Genomic DNA, 12924 nt, shown 5'->3' on the forward strand with positions numbered 1-12924 from the left:
CATGGGGAATAGATGCAAAAAACGGCTGCTCGCAATCGCCTGTATCGGCATGCTGCTCCTTGGCGGCTGTTCGCTCCCGGGATTGAGCGCCGCGTCGGAGGATACCATCAAAATCGGTGCGCAAAGCATGACCGAATCAGAAATCATCGCGAGCATGCTCGGACAGATGATCGAACATCACAGCGGGTTGAAGACAACGGTTATTAAAAATCTCGGCTCCAATGCCGTACAGCAGCAATCCTTGATAAACGGTGATATTGATATCGCCGCGACGCGCTATACAGGAGACGCGCTGACCGGGACGCTTCGCATGGAGCCGGAAAAAGACCCGGACAAAGCGCTGCGGCTCGTTCAGCGTGAATTTCAAAACAGATATGACATGAAATGGTTTGATTCTTACGGCTTTGATAATACATACGTCTTTACCGTTTCCGGACAGCTTGCCCGCAAGTACCATTTAGAATCGGTATCCGATGTCAAAAAAGAAGCGTCTCATCTGAAATTCGGCGTCGATAACTATTGGATGAAGCTGAGAGGCAACGGATATCAGGATTTTATGAACACATACGGAATGTCATTTGAAGGCACGTATCCGATGCAGATCGGCCTTGTTTACGACGCGCTGAAAAGCAGAAAGATGGATATCGCGCTCGCTTATTCCACCGACGGAAGAATCATCGCTTACGGACTGAAAACGTTGAAGGATGATAAGCGGTTCTTTCCTCCGTATGACTGTTCACCCGTCGTTCCGGATCAAGTATTAAAAGAGCATCCCGAACTGGAGGGTGTGATCAATAAAATGATCGGCGCGATTGATACAAAGATGATGCAGAAAATGAATTACGAAGTTGACGGCCGATTAAAAGAGCCGTCCGTCGTGGCCAAGGAATATTTAGAAAAACATCATTACTTTGAATAACGGAAAGGAGATGTGCGGATGGACACGATGAAGGAGCTGTTTACGTATTATGCTCAAAACGGCAGTTATGTTCTGTATGAGTGCTGGCGGCACTTTCTCATGTCGGCGTACGGCGTCGTTTTCGCCGCCATTCTCGCCATTCCGGCCGGAATTGTGACAGCAAGGCACGGGCGTCTCGCCGGCTGGGTGTTTGCTGTGGCGAACGTGATTCAAACCGTTCCGGCGCTTGCGATGCTCGCCGTCCTGATGCTCGTCATGGGACTCGGCGCCAATACGGTCATCACGGCTTTGTTTTTGTATTCACTGCTGCCGATTCTCAGAAATACGCACACGGGCATTATCAATATCGAGCACGCTTATCTCGAGTCGGGAAAAGCGATGGGCATGACGAAATACCAAATCCTTCGTATGGTGGAGCTGCCGCTTGCGCTTTCCGTCATTATGGCGGGTCTCCGAACGGCGCTCGTCATTGCCATCGGCATCACGGCGATCGGCACCTTCGTCGGGGCGGGCGGCCTCGGCGATATGATCGTCAGAGGGTCGAACGCGACAAACGGAACCGCCATTATTTTGGCGGGCGCCATCCCGACCGCGCTGATGGCGGTAGCCGCAGACCTGCTGATGGCGTGGCTGGAACGAGCCCTCAGCCCGGTGAAAAAACAAAAAAGAAAGCTGATCGTACGCTCAGCCTCATGAAAAAAGCATTCTTCCGCGTGAAGGATGCTTTTTTTTGATTTCTTGATTAAATTTTGATAACTGCGCTGTAAAGTCTTACTTATCAAATAACAAAGCAGAGGGGTAATCAAATGAGCAACATCATAGAAACGAGACAGCTGCAAAAATCATTCGGCAGACAACAGGCAGTGGCTGATGTGTCTCTATCAGTAAAACGCAACAGTATATACGGCCTGCTCGGTCCGAACGGCGCGGGAAAATCAACGACACTTAAAATATTGACCGGCATGCTGCAGCAAACATCCGGCGAGGTTCTGTTCGACGGACATACATGGAAGCGCGAAGATTTGAAAAGCATCGGTTCCCTGATTGAAGCGCCGCCGCTTTACAGCAACCTGACAGCCGCTGAAAATCTGAAAGTCCGCTGCGTGATGCTCGGACTGCCTGATTCAAGAATTGCGGAAGTGCTGGAAATCACGGGATTAACGGGAACCGGAAAAAAGCGCGCCGGACAATTTTCTATGGGAATGAAGCAGCGTCTCGGCATTGCGTTAGCATTATTAAACCGTCCGTCGCTCTTAATTCTTGATGAGCCGACAAACGGATTGGACCCGATGGGAATTCAGGATTTGCGGGAATTTATCCGCTCTCTGCCCGGACAGGGAATGACGGTTATTTTATCTAGCCACCTGTTATCAGAAGTCGAGCAGATCGCAGACCATATCGGAATCATCAGTGACGGCGTTTTAGGATATCAGGGAGAAATCAGCCGGGAAGACGATCTGGAGCGGCTGTTTCTGGAGGTAGTCAAATCAACACGGGAGAAAGCGGGGACAGGGAAATGATTCAGTACATGCAGGCGGAACATCTTACATCTAAAAGAACATTTATCAGAAAGCTGATCATTCTGATTCCGCTTCTGAACACGGCTTTTTCTTTTCTGCTGAATGCCGCCTATTTTATGACGGGCACGTTCAATTGGTGGGCGGTTATTTTCATGCCGCTCATGATTGCTCTAATGTGCGGTTTATCTGTTAAAAAAGAGAAAAAATCTGCGAATGACCGTGCGGTGTACTCACTGCCGGCTGACTTGAAGAGCATATGGTTCTCAAAAATAAGCTTGATCGCGCTGTATTCACTCCTGTCGCAAATCGTCTTTTTAGTCATCATGTTTTTGCTTGGCCTTATGTTTCCGGCAATTGCTGCGGTTCAGCTGAAAGGTATTGAAGCAAGCTCCCTTTTGTGGCTGTCTACGCTTTGGGAAATTCCGTTCTGCTTATGGATTGCCAGACAGTTCGGGTTTACGGCAGTCATCCTCATGAATATGATCGCCGCCTTTGTTTTAGGCATTGTGCCGGCGTCAGGTTCATTGTGGTGGCTGAGTCCATGGAGCTGGTCAGTCCGGGTGATGTCACCGATTCTCGGGATCCATCCGAACGGAATTCCGCTTCCTGCAAACAGCGGCTTATTAAACGGAAACGTGATCATTCCGGCTATTATTCTTTCTATTCTTTCTTTTATCGCGGTAAGTTTTGTTTCCGCCGTGTCTTTTTCAAAAGGGGGAAACCGGTCATGACCGTGCTTTTACGATATATATGGGCCGATGTATTAAAAATGAAGCGCACGCCGCTCATATGGATGCATGCTGCGGCGCCGGTTTTATGCGCGGGATTTTTCCTGTTATATATGATGTATGGAAGGATTCAGGAGCCTTATGTGCTGTACAGCGTCTTCTTCAGCGCGATTGCCGTTTTATACCCTTTCATCATCAGTATTGTCTGCGGCATGTCTGCCTCCGTCGAGGAACAGGCGGGTCATTTTCAGATGATGCTGGCGGTTCCGTATTCTAAAATTATCAGTTTTGCGGGAAAGCTGCTTTTGCTGCTCCTATTGAATGTGTTATCGGCAGGTCTTGCCATCTGTCTTTATTTGGCGGGGATGAAATTTGTTCTTCACATCAATGATCTCCCGTATCTTCTCTTTTTAAAAGGAGGGGCGTGGCTGATTGCCGGCAGTATACCGCTTTATATGATGTCTTTTTTTGTCGGCATAAAGTACGGCATGGGACCGTCCGGGCTTTTAGGGGGAGCGGGTTTATTAATGGCGGCGCTCATGAATACGGGACTTGGCGATACCATCTGGCGTTTTTTCCCGTGGGCATGGAGCGTGCGGCTTTCGGGCCTTGCAGGACTGCTGCATTTTGACAAAGTCAAAAAAGAGTTCCTCCCTTATGTAAGATACGATATGAGATTCGGAGAAATAATGTTATATTTTTCTATAGTGATATTATGTCTGGCCGGCCTCTATTGGTGCAGAAGATGGGAAGGGCGGCGTTCATATGAATAAAGGCAAGGAGCGATTCGGCCGGTGGCAAACATTTTAGCAATTGATGATGAAAAAGATATTCTCGTTCTGATCAGAAACATTTTACAGCGTGATCAGCATACAGTAACGATTCTGGAAAAAGCGGAGGATCAGTCATTGGATTTTTTTCAAGGCTATGATTTGATTCTTCTTGATGTCATGATGCCCGGAACAGACGGGATTGAACTCTGCCGGCGGATTCGGCCGCTGGTGGACAGCCCGATCCTGTTTTTAACGGCAAAGTCTGACGAAGAATCCATTGTGAAAGGCCTCATGACAGGCGCTGATGATTACATCACAAAGCCGTTCGGCGTACAGGAATTGATGGCAAGGGTAAACGCGCATGTCAGAAGGGAACGGCGGGAAAAGCATCAGACGAAACGGCTGATATCAGGCTTCATGTTTGATTTTGACAATAAAGAAGTATGGATTGATGACCGGAAACTGCCTCTTACGAAAAACGAATATAAAATCGTTGAATGTCTGGCACAGCATAAAAACAGAACATTCTCACGGGAGCAGATTTACGAGGAAGTGTACGGCTTGGACGGCGATGCGCTCTATTCAACCATTACGGAGTTTATCAGAACCATCCGGAAAAAATGTAAAGAACACGGGGCTGATCCGATCAAAACGGTGTGGGGTGTCGGATACAAATGGGAATAGCAAAAGGAAAATCCAGCATCCGCAAAGAGCTTGTCAAATTTACGATCACACTGTGTCTGAGCACGATGGGGGTGGCGGCATTATGTGTCGCCTTAAATGCCATTGCTATGAATGCCGGAGCGATCCTGCCCGCAAACTACAGCGAGCATGAGGCGGAACAGATCAAACCCCGCCTGAAATCAGCGGAAAAGATAACAGAAGACATGATCCCCGCAGGTATGACATACGCCGTTTTTGATAAAAAAACAAAGCGGATGACAAAAGGAACGATGACGGAACAAGATGCGGCCAACGCGAGAAAAAAGATTCAGCATCAGCCGTATTTTAATTATGCTCAAAAAGGATTCATGGTGATAAATCGGAAAGATGAATACGGCGTTCTCCAATATTCACTCAGGTCGGAATTTCAGTCGCCGCTGTTAAGGCGCTATCTGCCGAATTATGAATGGACGGGTCTTACGATTCTGATCACTTTGCTTCTTTTGACCGTTTTTATTGTGACGACGCGTTTCGCCAATCAGCTGAGACGGCATTTCAGCACACTCAGCTCCATTACGGCAAGCATTCAAAAACAGAATTTAAATATCAATCCAAAAAGGTCGCGTATAAAAGAATTTGACGATGTCATTGACTCTCTGCTGAAAATGAAAGACGCGCTTCAGGCATCTCTGGCGGCGCAATGGGAGGCGGAGCGGATTAAGAAAGAACAAATCGGCGCGCTTGCGCATGATATTAAAATTCCGGCAACGATCATTAAAGGAAATGCCGAGCTGCTTCAGTTAACAGAACCTGATGAGGAGCAGGCGGAATATGCGCAGTATATTCTGGATGCCGGAAACAAAATCGAGCATTATGTCGGGCAGCTGATCCAGCTTTCTAAAGCGGAGGAGGCAGTTGCCGTTCATGTGGAATATACCGACCTCAAAGAGTGGATTCAAAACATATATCGTGACGCGGCGGCGCTTGCGGGGCCGAAACAGATTGATCTCGTCCTCAGCGAACGGGGAATTGACCGAATAGAAGCGCCGATCGATCATGAGCTGCTCCACAGGGCGGTCATGAATATCGCGGCAAATGCCGTCGACTATACGCCGGAAGGAGGGGAAATCCGTGTGGACGTCCTGTGCACCGATTCCGCCCTCCATCTCGCCGTATCCGACAGCGGAAGCGGGTTCTCGCCGGAAGCGCTGAAAAGAGCGACACAGCTTTTTTACACGGAAGATAAAAGCAGACATTCGGCGGGGCATCACGGCATGGGGCTTACATTCGCCCATCATGTCGTACATCTTCACCACGGCGAATTAATACTTGAAAATCAGGAGTCTGGAGGAGCCCGGGCGGAGATTCGAATTCCGCTGGAAGGCGTCAGACAAAAACAAGCCCTGCACGCCTGAGGGCTTGTTTTTCTGTTTAAGAAAAGCAAAAATAAAAACGGCTGTCCGTTTGAGAGATCAGCCGCTTATGCGGAAAAGAGTTTATCAGGAAGGATCAATCCATGTTGAAGACCACTTGGAAATTTCCTCTAAAATAGGGGCTAATGCGCAGCCTTTTTCCGTTAAAGAATACTCAATGCGGACAGGCGTTTCGGGGATAACATCCCGTTTGATGACACCTTCTGTTTCAAGTTCTTTCAGACGTTCTGACAAGACTCTTCCGCTTAAATTCGGAAGCGCCGCTTCAATTTCGCTAAATCGCTGCTGTCCGTTCAATAACTGAAAGACGATTAGAGCCACCCAGCGTTTACTTAGGATGTCGACCGCTTTTTCGAATCTGGGGCACATTTCTGATTGGTTCATGCTTTTTCACCTCGTCTTCTGCTATTATACCGCAAAATCGGAGGGAACGTACGTCTGGCGCTTGTTAAGTTGAGGAGAGGATCAAAAAGAGGATGAGGAATCCGGGGAGCGCTTTTTCGCTTCAGCCGCGATAAAATCAAAGTATTTGCTGACGCTTTCAATATCTTCTTTTGTGAAATGCTGCCACTTTTTGCTGTCAAACAGCGGCAGATGGTCCGCGCCTCTGTCAACGGCGGTCTGATAGATGGCGCAGATGGATTGATAGCTTTCGGAGGTTTCGCGGATTTCTTCCTGAAATGCCTTGATGTGTCCGGCCCGCGCCATTAACTCCTCGTACGGAATTTTTAATGTGTCCGCCAATTTTCGGATGGTCGCGGGTTTAGGAATGCCGCGGTGCCCGTTTTCAATTCTGGAAATGGTCGCCGAGCTGACGCCGGAATAGACGGCAAGCTGATTGACGGTAAGCTTCCGGGCGCGGCGCAGCTCTCTTAATTGCTTTCCGAATGTGTTCAATAAGATCGCCTCACATGTGCAAAGTCATGAGTCTTCATTTGTTCTTTTTTTGGCTTCAGCCGATAAGAACGCAAAGTATTTATCAAGCAGAACCAAGTCTTCTTTCGACAGGTGCCGCCAGTTCTCCCGCTCCAATAGGGATAAATCATGCAGCTCATACGTTTCGGCTTTTTCCAGCAAGGTGCAGCCCGTGTCGTACGGGGCTCTCGTTTCCTGAACGGTCTCTATGTATCCCGCCGTCTGCATCAGTTCCTCATACGGGATTTTTAACGCATCTGCGAGCTTTTTAATGGTTGCAGGTTTCGGCACCCCGCGTTTGCCGTTTTCAATCCGCGAGATTCCCGCGGCGCTGACGCCTGAATACGTTGCCAGCTGGTTCACTGTCAGATGCCTTTTTTCCCGCAATGTCCGCAATTGTTTCCCGAAGCTTTCCACAGTCTCTCCCCCTCCCGCGGTCTATTTATATTCTAGTATGTTTATTGACTAAAGGGAATAGCCAGGCTGGAAAAGTATTGACAAAAGTTAACAAAAGCCGTATCTTATGTATAAGAAAGAAAGTATTTGACAGAACGGAAGGTGAAGAAAGTGGTCGAAAAGATACAGATCAGAAGAGATTATGTGCTGCAGTATATGGTCAATAATGACTACTCGTTAAACCAGCTCGCCCTGGAGATCGGAATATCTCCCGCCACACTGAGCCGTGTACTGAATGGAGAGCGGAGGCCGGGCCAGCTGGTCATCGGAAAAATGCTCTATTACTTTGACATGAAATTTGAAGATCTTTTTTACTACGACTTTGTTGACAAAAGTCAATGATGATGGAAGACTCAAACGCATTTCCGTTTTTCTGACATGATGTGCACCGATACGGCGTGACATGCCTTTGTTTTTCATGTAAAATAGAAGCAATGTAGGCCAGTCAGTCTGGAGGTGTATGGGATGCACACATTATTGATTACCTTATTGGTCATCGTCAGTATTGCACTTATTATTGTCGTATTGCTTCAAACCAGCAAAAGCGCCGGTTTATCGGGTGCAATTTCAGGCGGGGCGGAGCAGCTTTTCGGAAAACAGAAAGCAAGGGGCCTTGATCTGATTCTTCACCGCACAACCGTTGTGCTGGCAGTCTTGTTTTTCGTGTTGACGATTTCGCTGGCGTATATCGTATAAGGCAATGTTTGTATAAGGTCTGATTTAATATCAGGCCTTTTTCTTGTTGAGAGACGGCGTTTGTTTCTCGCAAAACTGTGGAAAACTAAATTGAATGTGCAAAAAAGGGGTTATGAGCATGAAAATTGTGACACCAAAACCATTTACATTTAAAGGCGGAGACAAAGCGGTGCTTCTGCTGCACGGATTTACGGGAAATACGGCAGACGTCAGAATGCTCGGCCGCTACTTGAATGAGCGCGGCTACACTTGTCACGCGCCTCAATATAAAGGGCACGGCGTTCCGCCGGAAGAGCTGGTACATACAGGGCCTGAAGATTGGTGGAAAGACGTCATGGACGGTTATGAATATTTACGGTCTGAAGGCTATGAAAACATTGCGGCCTGCGGACTGTCGCTTGGCGGGGTTTTTTCATTGAAATTGGGTTACACTGTACCCATAAAGGGAATTGTTCCTATGTGTGCGCCGATGCACATTAAAAGTGAAGAGGTTATGTACGAAGGAGTTCTCTCCTACGCGCGCAATTATAAAAAATTCGAAGGAAAACAGCCGGAGCAGATTGAAAAGGAAATGAAGGAGTTTGAAAAAACACCGATGAATACGCTCAAATCGCTTCAGGAGCTGATTGCCGATGTGCGCAAAAACGTCGACATGATCTATTCCCCGACATTTGTGGTTCAGGCACGGCATGACCATATGATTAATACAGAAAGTGCGAACATCATTTACAACGAGGTGGAAACGGACGACAAACAGCTGAAATGGTATGAAGAATCAGGTCATGTCATTACGCTCGATAAAGAACGGGACCTCGTTCATCAGGATGTGTACGAATTTTTAGAGAAACTCGATTGGTAACAAACAGGAGGTCGAATAATGGAAAAAGAAGCGTTTATGGACCGTCTTCTCGCGTTTATGAAGGAAGAGGCGTACAAGCCCCTTACCGTACAGGAACTCGAGGAGATGCTGAACATCACGGAAGCAGATGAATTTAAAGAGCTGGTAAAAGCGCTGGTGGCGCTCGAGGAGACGGGACAGATCGTCCGCACCAGAAGCAACCGCTACGGGCTTCCGGAAAAAATGAATTTAGTAAAAGGAAAAATTTCCGCGCATGCAAAGGGATTCGCGTTTCTATTGCCGGAGGATACCTCTTTAAGCGACGTGTTTATTCCGCCGAATGAGCTGAATACGGCCATGAACGGCGATATCGTCATGGTGCGGCTCAATTCCCAGTCAAGCGGATCGAGACAGGAAGGCACGGTCATCCGCATCTTGGAAAGAAGCATCGATCGCGTCGTGGGCACATACACAGAAACGAAAAGTTTCGGTTTTGTCATCCCGGATGATAAGAAAATCACGAGTGATATTTTTATTCCGAAACATGCCAATAACGGCGCTGCGGAAGGCCATAAAGTCGTCGTCAAACTGACAAGCTACCCTGAAGGCAGAATGAACGCCGAAGGAGAAATCGTTGAAATACTCGGCCATAAAAATGATCCGGGCATCGATATTTTATCAATCATCCATAAGCACGGCCTGCCGGGAGATTTTCCGGCTGAAGCGATGGAGCAGGCAACAAGTACGCCGGATACCATCGATGAAAAAGACATCAAAGACCGCCGTGATCTCCGCGATCAGGTCATTGTCACCATTGACGGCGCGGATGCGAAGGATCTGGATGACGCCGTCACCGTGACAAAGCTTGATAACGGCAGCTACAAGCTCGGCGTCCATATTGCGGACGTCAGCCATTACGTCACGGAGAATTCCCCGATTGACAAAGAAGCGCTGGAAAGAGGGACAAGCGTGTACTTGGTTGACCGGGTCATTCCGATGATTCCGCACAGACTGTCTAACGGAATCTGTTCTTTAAATCCGAAGGTCGACCGGCTGACGCTTTCCTGCGAAATGACAATCAACCAGCAGGGGCAGGTAACAGAGCACGAGATCTTCCAAAGCGTCATTAAAACGACGGAAAGAATGACCTATTCAGATGTCAACCGGATCCTCACAGAAGACGACGCCGAGCTGAAAGAAAGATATGAGCCGCTCGTCCCGATGTTTAAAGACATGGAACGTCTGGCCGAAATTCTCCGAGCGAAACGGATGGACCGCGGCGCCGTGGATTTTGATTTCAAAGAGGCGAAAGTGCTCGTCGATGAGGAAGGCGCCGTTAAAGACGTCGTCATCAGAGAGCGCTCAGTAGCGGAAAAGCTGATTGAAGAATTCATGCTTGTCGCAAACGAAACGGTGGCCGAGCACTTCCATTGGATGAACGTGCCGTTTATTTACCGGATTCACGAAGAGCCGAACGCCGAAAAACTGCAAAAGTTCTTGGAGTTCGTCACGACATTCGGTTATATCGTTAAAGGAAAAGCCGGAGACATTCATCCGCGCGCGCTGCAAAGCATTCTTGATGAAGTGCGGGACCGTCCGGAAGAAACGGTGATTTCAACCGTCATGCTCCGTTCCATGAAGCAGGCGAAATACGACCCGCACAGCTTGGGCCATTTCGGGCTGGCGACTGAATTTTATACGCACTTCACATCGCCGATCCGCCGCTATCCTGACTTAATCGTTCACAGGCTGATCAGAACGTATTTGATCAACGGACAATCGGACGAAGCGACTCAAGAAAAGTGGGCCGAACGCCTTCCGGAAATCGCTGACCATACGTCAACGATGGAACGGCGCGCCGTTGATGCAGAGCGGGAAACGGACGATCTGAAAAAAGCGGAATATATGCTTGATAAAATCGGCGAGGAATTTGACGGCATGATCAGTTCCGTCACGAATTTCGGAATGTTTGTCGAGCTGCCGAATACGATTGAAGGTCTTGTGCACGTCAGCTTTATGACGGATGATTATTACCGTTTTGACGAGCAGCATTTCGCCATGATCGGCGAACGCACGGGCAACGTTTACCGGATCGGAGATGAAATCACGGTCAAAGTCGTCGACGTCAATAAAGATGAGAGAAACATCGACTTTGAAATTGTCGGCATGAAAGGCACCCGCCGTCCGAGAGAAACGACAGGCGACCGCAGAAAACGCGGCAGACCGGCGCGGAAACGTGTGTTAAACAGCAATACCCCGGCTTCACCGCCGAAATCGGAGGAAAAAGGGGAATGGTTTACAAAACCGAAGAAGAAAAAGAAAAAACGCGGTTTCCAAAACGCGCCGAAACAAAAACGCAAAAAGAAGAAGTAAATGCGAAAAGCAAATGGGGCAAAATGCTCTGTTTGCTTTCTTTCGCAAGCCGCATTTTCATTGTCGCGGAACGCTCCATTTGCTAAAATAAAGCGTATCGCACACATGAACGGTTTTTGCGGAGAGAGGAGGATAAGGCATGCCAAAAGGATCAGGCAAAGTACTATCGCAAAACAAAAAAGCAAACCATGATTACTTTATAGAAGAAACCTATGAAACAGGCATCGTGCTGCAGGGAACGGAGATTAAGTCCATCCGCGCCGGCCGCGTAAACATGAAGGATTCCTTTGCGAAAATCGAGCGAGGCGAAGTGTTCCTCCACAATATGCACATCAGCCCGTACGAGCAGGGAAACCGCTATAACCACGACCCGCTCCGGACGAGAAAGCTTTTGATGCACAGGAAAGAAATCAATAAGCTGATCGGCCTGACGAAAGAGAAAGGCTATTCCCTCGTGCCGCTGAAGCTGTATTTGAAAAACGGCTTCGCCAAAGTGTTAATCGGCCTCGGAAAAGGGAAGAAAACATACGATAAACGCGAAGATTTAAAACGAAAAGACGCCAAAAGAGAAATCGAAAGAGCGTTCAGAGACAGACAAAAAGGCTTCTGATGCCTGAGCCTTGATGTGATAACTGCCGTATGCTATACTGTTCACACATCAGATTCACAGGCTGTTTATTGAAGACATTCCCAATTGAATTTGCCTGTGATCATGGTATAATAACAGTACAGCCAGTTGAGCAAGAGCTTGATAGATCTCCCGTATACCCTTAACAAGGGGACGTTACGGATTCGACAGGGATGGATCGAGCTTGAGCTGCGAGCCGAGAGGCGATCTCGTTAACACGCACCTAAATATAACTGGCAAAACTAAAAGTTTTAACCAAAACTTAGCACTAGCTGCCTAATAAACGCAGCGAGCTCTTCCTGACATTGCCTATGTGTCCGTGAAGAGCACATCCAAGTAGGCTACGCTTGCGTTCCCGTCTGAGAACGTAAGAAGAGACTGACAGACTAGCTCTCGGAAGGCCCGCCCGCAGGCACGAAGACGAGTGAAACACGAAATATGCAGGCTACGCTCGTAGACGCTTAAGTAATCGATGTTTCTGGACGTGGGTTCGACTCCCACCGTCTCCATACATAACAGAGGAACCGCAGTGCTGTCACATGACGCACTGCGGTTTTTTTCATGCCGAAAAATCAAGGAGTGAATGTAAATGGAAATCGTCATCATAGACGGAAAAGATGTTACAAGCACAGAAGCTTTACACCGAATCTTAAAAGATCAATTAGATTTCCCGGACTTTTATGGTGAAAATCTGAATGCCTTGTGGGATTGTCTGACAGGCTGGATAGAACTTCCGCTGACTTTGGTGTGGAAGAATTTTGAGATCAGTCAGAAGGAATTGGGTTTGGATGCTGATGATGTCTTGGAGCTGTTTCAAGAGGCTCAAGAAGAGTTAGGTAATCGGTTTGTCATTCAAATCGATCAGCCGTCAGCCGGGACAACGGACAGGCACTAAAAGGTGCGTACTTCCCCTCATCCATTTTTCTATCCGATAATAGGGACGGAAGGTTTCAGGCTTTCGATTTCTGTCCATATATAAGAA

The 12924-nt window shown here is 47.9% G+C and carries 16 protein-coding genes and 1 other RNA gene; 14 read left to right on the top strand and 3 right to left on the bottom strand.

Going from position 1 to position 12924, the window contains the following annotated elements:
• Position 1 precedes the first annotated feature (1 nt).
• From ABK447_RS03585 to ABK447_RS03615, 7 genes are all read left to right on the top strand, one after another.
• Entirely contained in the window at positions 2–919 is a 918-nt protein-coding gene (locus ABK447_RS03585) for an osmoprotectant ABC transporter substrate-binding protein (protein WP_015240602.1), read from the top strand.
• 18 nt (positions 920–937) lie between these two features.
• Positions 938–1615: an ABC transporter permease gene (locus ABK447_RS03590; RefSeq protein WP_040238875.1), complete on the top strand. Its 678-nt coding sequence runs from the start codon at positions 938–940 to the stop codon at positions 1613–1615.
• Between the two features lie 110 nt (positions 1616–1725).
• Complete coding sequence (locus ABK447_RS03595; RefSeq protein WP_003151665.1) at positions 1726–2439, top strand: lantibiotic protection ABC transporter ATP-binding protein; 714 nt, start codon at positions 1726–1728, stop codon at positions 2437–2439.
• Positions 2436–3170, top strand: a complete 735-nt coding sequence (locus ABK447_RS03600) for a lantibiotic immunity ABC transporter MutE/EpiE family permease subunit (protein ID WP_007409981.1) — start codon at positions 2436–2438, stop codon at positions 3168–3170. Before ABK447_RS03595 ends, ABK447_RS03600 begins: the two co-directional genes overlap by 4 nt.
• The gene (locus tag ABK447_RS03605; RefSeq protein WP_060562562.1) at positions 3167–3940 is read left to right on the top strand and encodes a lantibiotic immunity ABC transporter MutG family permease subunit; all 774 of its coding nucleotides are present in this window, start codon (positions 3167–3169) and stop codon (positions 3938–3940) included. The genes ABK447_RS03600 and ABK447_RS03605 overlap by 4 nt, the downstream gene beginning before the upstream one ends.
• A 21-nt stretch (positions 3941–3961) precedes the next feature.
• Complete coding sequence (locus ABK447_RS03610; RefSeq protein WP_007613820.1) at positions 3962–4624, top strand: response regulator transcription factor; 663 nt, start codon at positions 3962–3964, stop codon at positions 4622–4624.
• A complete protein-coding gene (locus tag ABK447_RS03615; protein ID WP_015387701.1) occupies positions 4615–6018 on the top strand; it encodes a HAMP domain-containing sensor histidine kinase in 1404 nt (467 codons plus the stop codon). Before ABK447_RS03610 ends, ABK447_RS03615 begins: the two co-directional genes overlap by 10 nt.
• A gap of 84 nt (positions 6019–6102) precedes the next feature.
• Here ABK447_RS03615 and ABK447_RS03620 read toward each other — a convergent pair whose 3' ends face one another.
• From ABK447_RS03620 to ABK447_RS03630, 3 genes are all read right to left on the bottom strand, one after another.
• The gene (locus ABK447_RS03620) at positions 6103–6420 is read right to left on the bottom strand and encodes a winged helix-turn-helix transcriptional regulator (protein WP_003151672.1); all 318 of its coding nucleotides are present in this window, start codon (positions 6418–6420) and stop codon (positions 6103–6105) included.
• 81 nt (positions 6421–6501) lie between these two features.
• A complete protein-coding gene (locus ABK447_RS03625; RefSeq protein ID WP_069007388.1) occupies positions 6502–6933 on the bottom strand; it encodes a helix-turn-helix domain-containing protein in 432 nt (143 codons plus the stop codon).
• Positions 6934–6957: 24 nt separating this feature from the next.
• The gene (locus ABK447_RS03630) at positions 6958–7368 is read right to left on the bottom strand and encodes a helix-turn-helix domain-containing protein (RefSeq protein ID WP_003151677.1); all 411 of its coding nucleotides are present in this window, start codon (positions 7366–7368) and stop codon (positions 6958–6960) included.
• A gap of 195 nt (positions 7369–7563) precedes the next feature.
• Between ABK447_RS03630 and ABK447_RS03635 the strand changes: the two genes are divergently transcribed.
• The 7 genes from ABK447_RS03635 to ABK447_RS03665 all read left to right on the top strand — a co-directional run bounded on the left by ABK447_RS03635 (position 7564) and on the right by ABK447_RS03665 (position 12837).
• Positions 7564–7749: a helix-turn-helix transcriptional regulator gene (locus ABK447_RS03635; protein ID WP_087920807.1), complete on the top strand. Its 186-nt coding sequence runs from the start codon at positions 7564–7566 to the stop codon at positions 7747–7749.
• A 123-nt stretch (positions 7750–7872) separates the two neighbouring features.
• Positions 7873–8103: a preprotein translocase subunit SecG gene (secG, locus tag ABK447_RS03640; RefSeq protein WP_003151681.1), complete on the top strand. Its 231-nt coding sequence runs from the start codon at positions 7873–7875 to the stop codon at positions 8101–8103.
• A 118-nt stretch (positions 8104–8221) separates the two neighbouring features.
• Entirely contained in the window at positions 8222–8962 is a 741-nt protein-coding gene (locus ABK447_RS03645) for a carboxylesterase (RefSeq protein ID WP_007409986.1), read from the top strand.
• Positions 8963–8980: 18 nt separating this feature from the next.
• Positions 8981–11314, top strand: coding sequence for a ribonuclease R (gene rnr / locus ABK447_RS03650; RefSeq protein WP_025285276.1), 2334 nt, complete (start codon positions 8981–8983; stop codon positions 11312–11314).
• Between the two features lie 139 nt (positions 11315–11453).
• Complete coding sequence (gene smpB / locus ABK447_RS03655) at positions 11454–11924, top strand: SsrA-binding protein (protein ID WP_003151688.1); 471 nt, start codon at positions 11454–11456, stop codon at positions 11922–11924.
• A 167-nt stretch (positions 11925–12091) separates the two neighbouring features.
• Positions 12092–12454, top strand: a transfer-messenger RNA (tmRNA) gene (gene ssrA / locus ABK447_RS03660).
• Positions 12455–12531: 77 nt separating this feature from the next.
• Complete coding sequence (locus ABK447_RS03665) at positions 12532–12837, top strand: barstar family protein (RefSeq protein ID WP_100001611.1); 306 nt, start codon at positions 12532–12534, stop codon at positions 12835–12837.
• The last annotated feature ends 87 nt before the right edge of the window (positions 12838–12924 follow it).

It is taken from the genome of Bacillus sp. hwrm1 (assembly GCF_040207805.1).
Taxonomy (GTDB): Bacteria; Bacillota; Bacilli; order Bacillales; family Bacillaceae; genus Bacillus; species Bacillus velezensis.

Excerpts from the sequence above, each read along its gene's own strand:
- ABK447_RS03585 (WP_015240602.1), top strand. The coding sequence starts at position 2 with ATGGGGAATAGATGCAAAAAACGGCTGCTCGCAATCGCCTGTATCGGC.
- ABK447_RS03590 (WP_040238875.1), top strand. The coding sequence starts at position 938 with ATGGACACGATGAAGGAGCTGTTTACGTATTATGCTCAAAACGGCAGT.
- ABK447_RS03595 (WP_003151665.1), top strand. The coding sequence starts at position 1,726 with ATGAGCAACATCATAGAAACGAGACAGCTGCAAAAATCATTCGGCAGA.
- ABK447_RS03600 (WP_007409981.1), top strand. The coding sequence starts at position 2,436 with ATGATTCAGTACATGCAGGCGGAACATCTTACATCTAAAAGAACATTT.
- ABK447_RS03605 (WP_060562562.1), top strand. The coding sequence starts at position 3,167 with ATGACCGTGCTTTTACGATATATATGGGCCGATGTATTAAAAATGAAG.
- ABK447_RS03615 (WP_015387701.1), top strand. The coding sequence starts at position 4,615 with ATGGGAATAGCAAAAGGAAAATCCAGCATCCGCAAAGAGCTTGTCAAA.
- ABK447_RS03620 (WP_003151672.1), bottom strand. The coding sequence starts at position 6,420 with ATGAACCAATCAGAAATGTGCCCCAGATTCGAAAAAGCGGTCGACATC.
- ABK447_RS03635 (WP_087920807.1), top strand. The coding sequence starts at position 7,564 with ATGGTCAATAATGACTACTCGTTAAACCAGCTCGCCCTGGAGATCGGA.
- secG (WP_003151681.1), top strand. The coding sequence starts at position 7,873 with ATGCACACATTATTGATTACCTTATTGGTCATCGTCAGTATTGCACTT.
- ABK447_RS03645 (WP_007409986.1), top strand. The coding sequence starts at position 8,222 with ATGAAAATTGTGACACCAAAACCATTTACATTTAAAGGCGGAGACAAA.
- rnr (WP_025285276.1), top strand. The coding sequence starts at position 8,981 with ATGGAAAAAGAAGCGTTTATGGACCGTCTTCTCGCGTTTATGAAGGAA.
- smpB (WP_003151688.1), top strand. The coding sequence starts at position 11,454 with ATGCCAAAAGGATCAGGCAAAGTACTATCGCAAAACAAAAAAGCAAAC.
- ABK447_RS03665 (WP_100001611.1), top strand. The coding sequence starts at position 12,532 with ATGGAAATCGTCATCATAGACGGAAAAGATGTTACAAGCACAGAAGCT.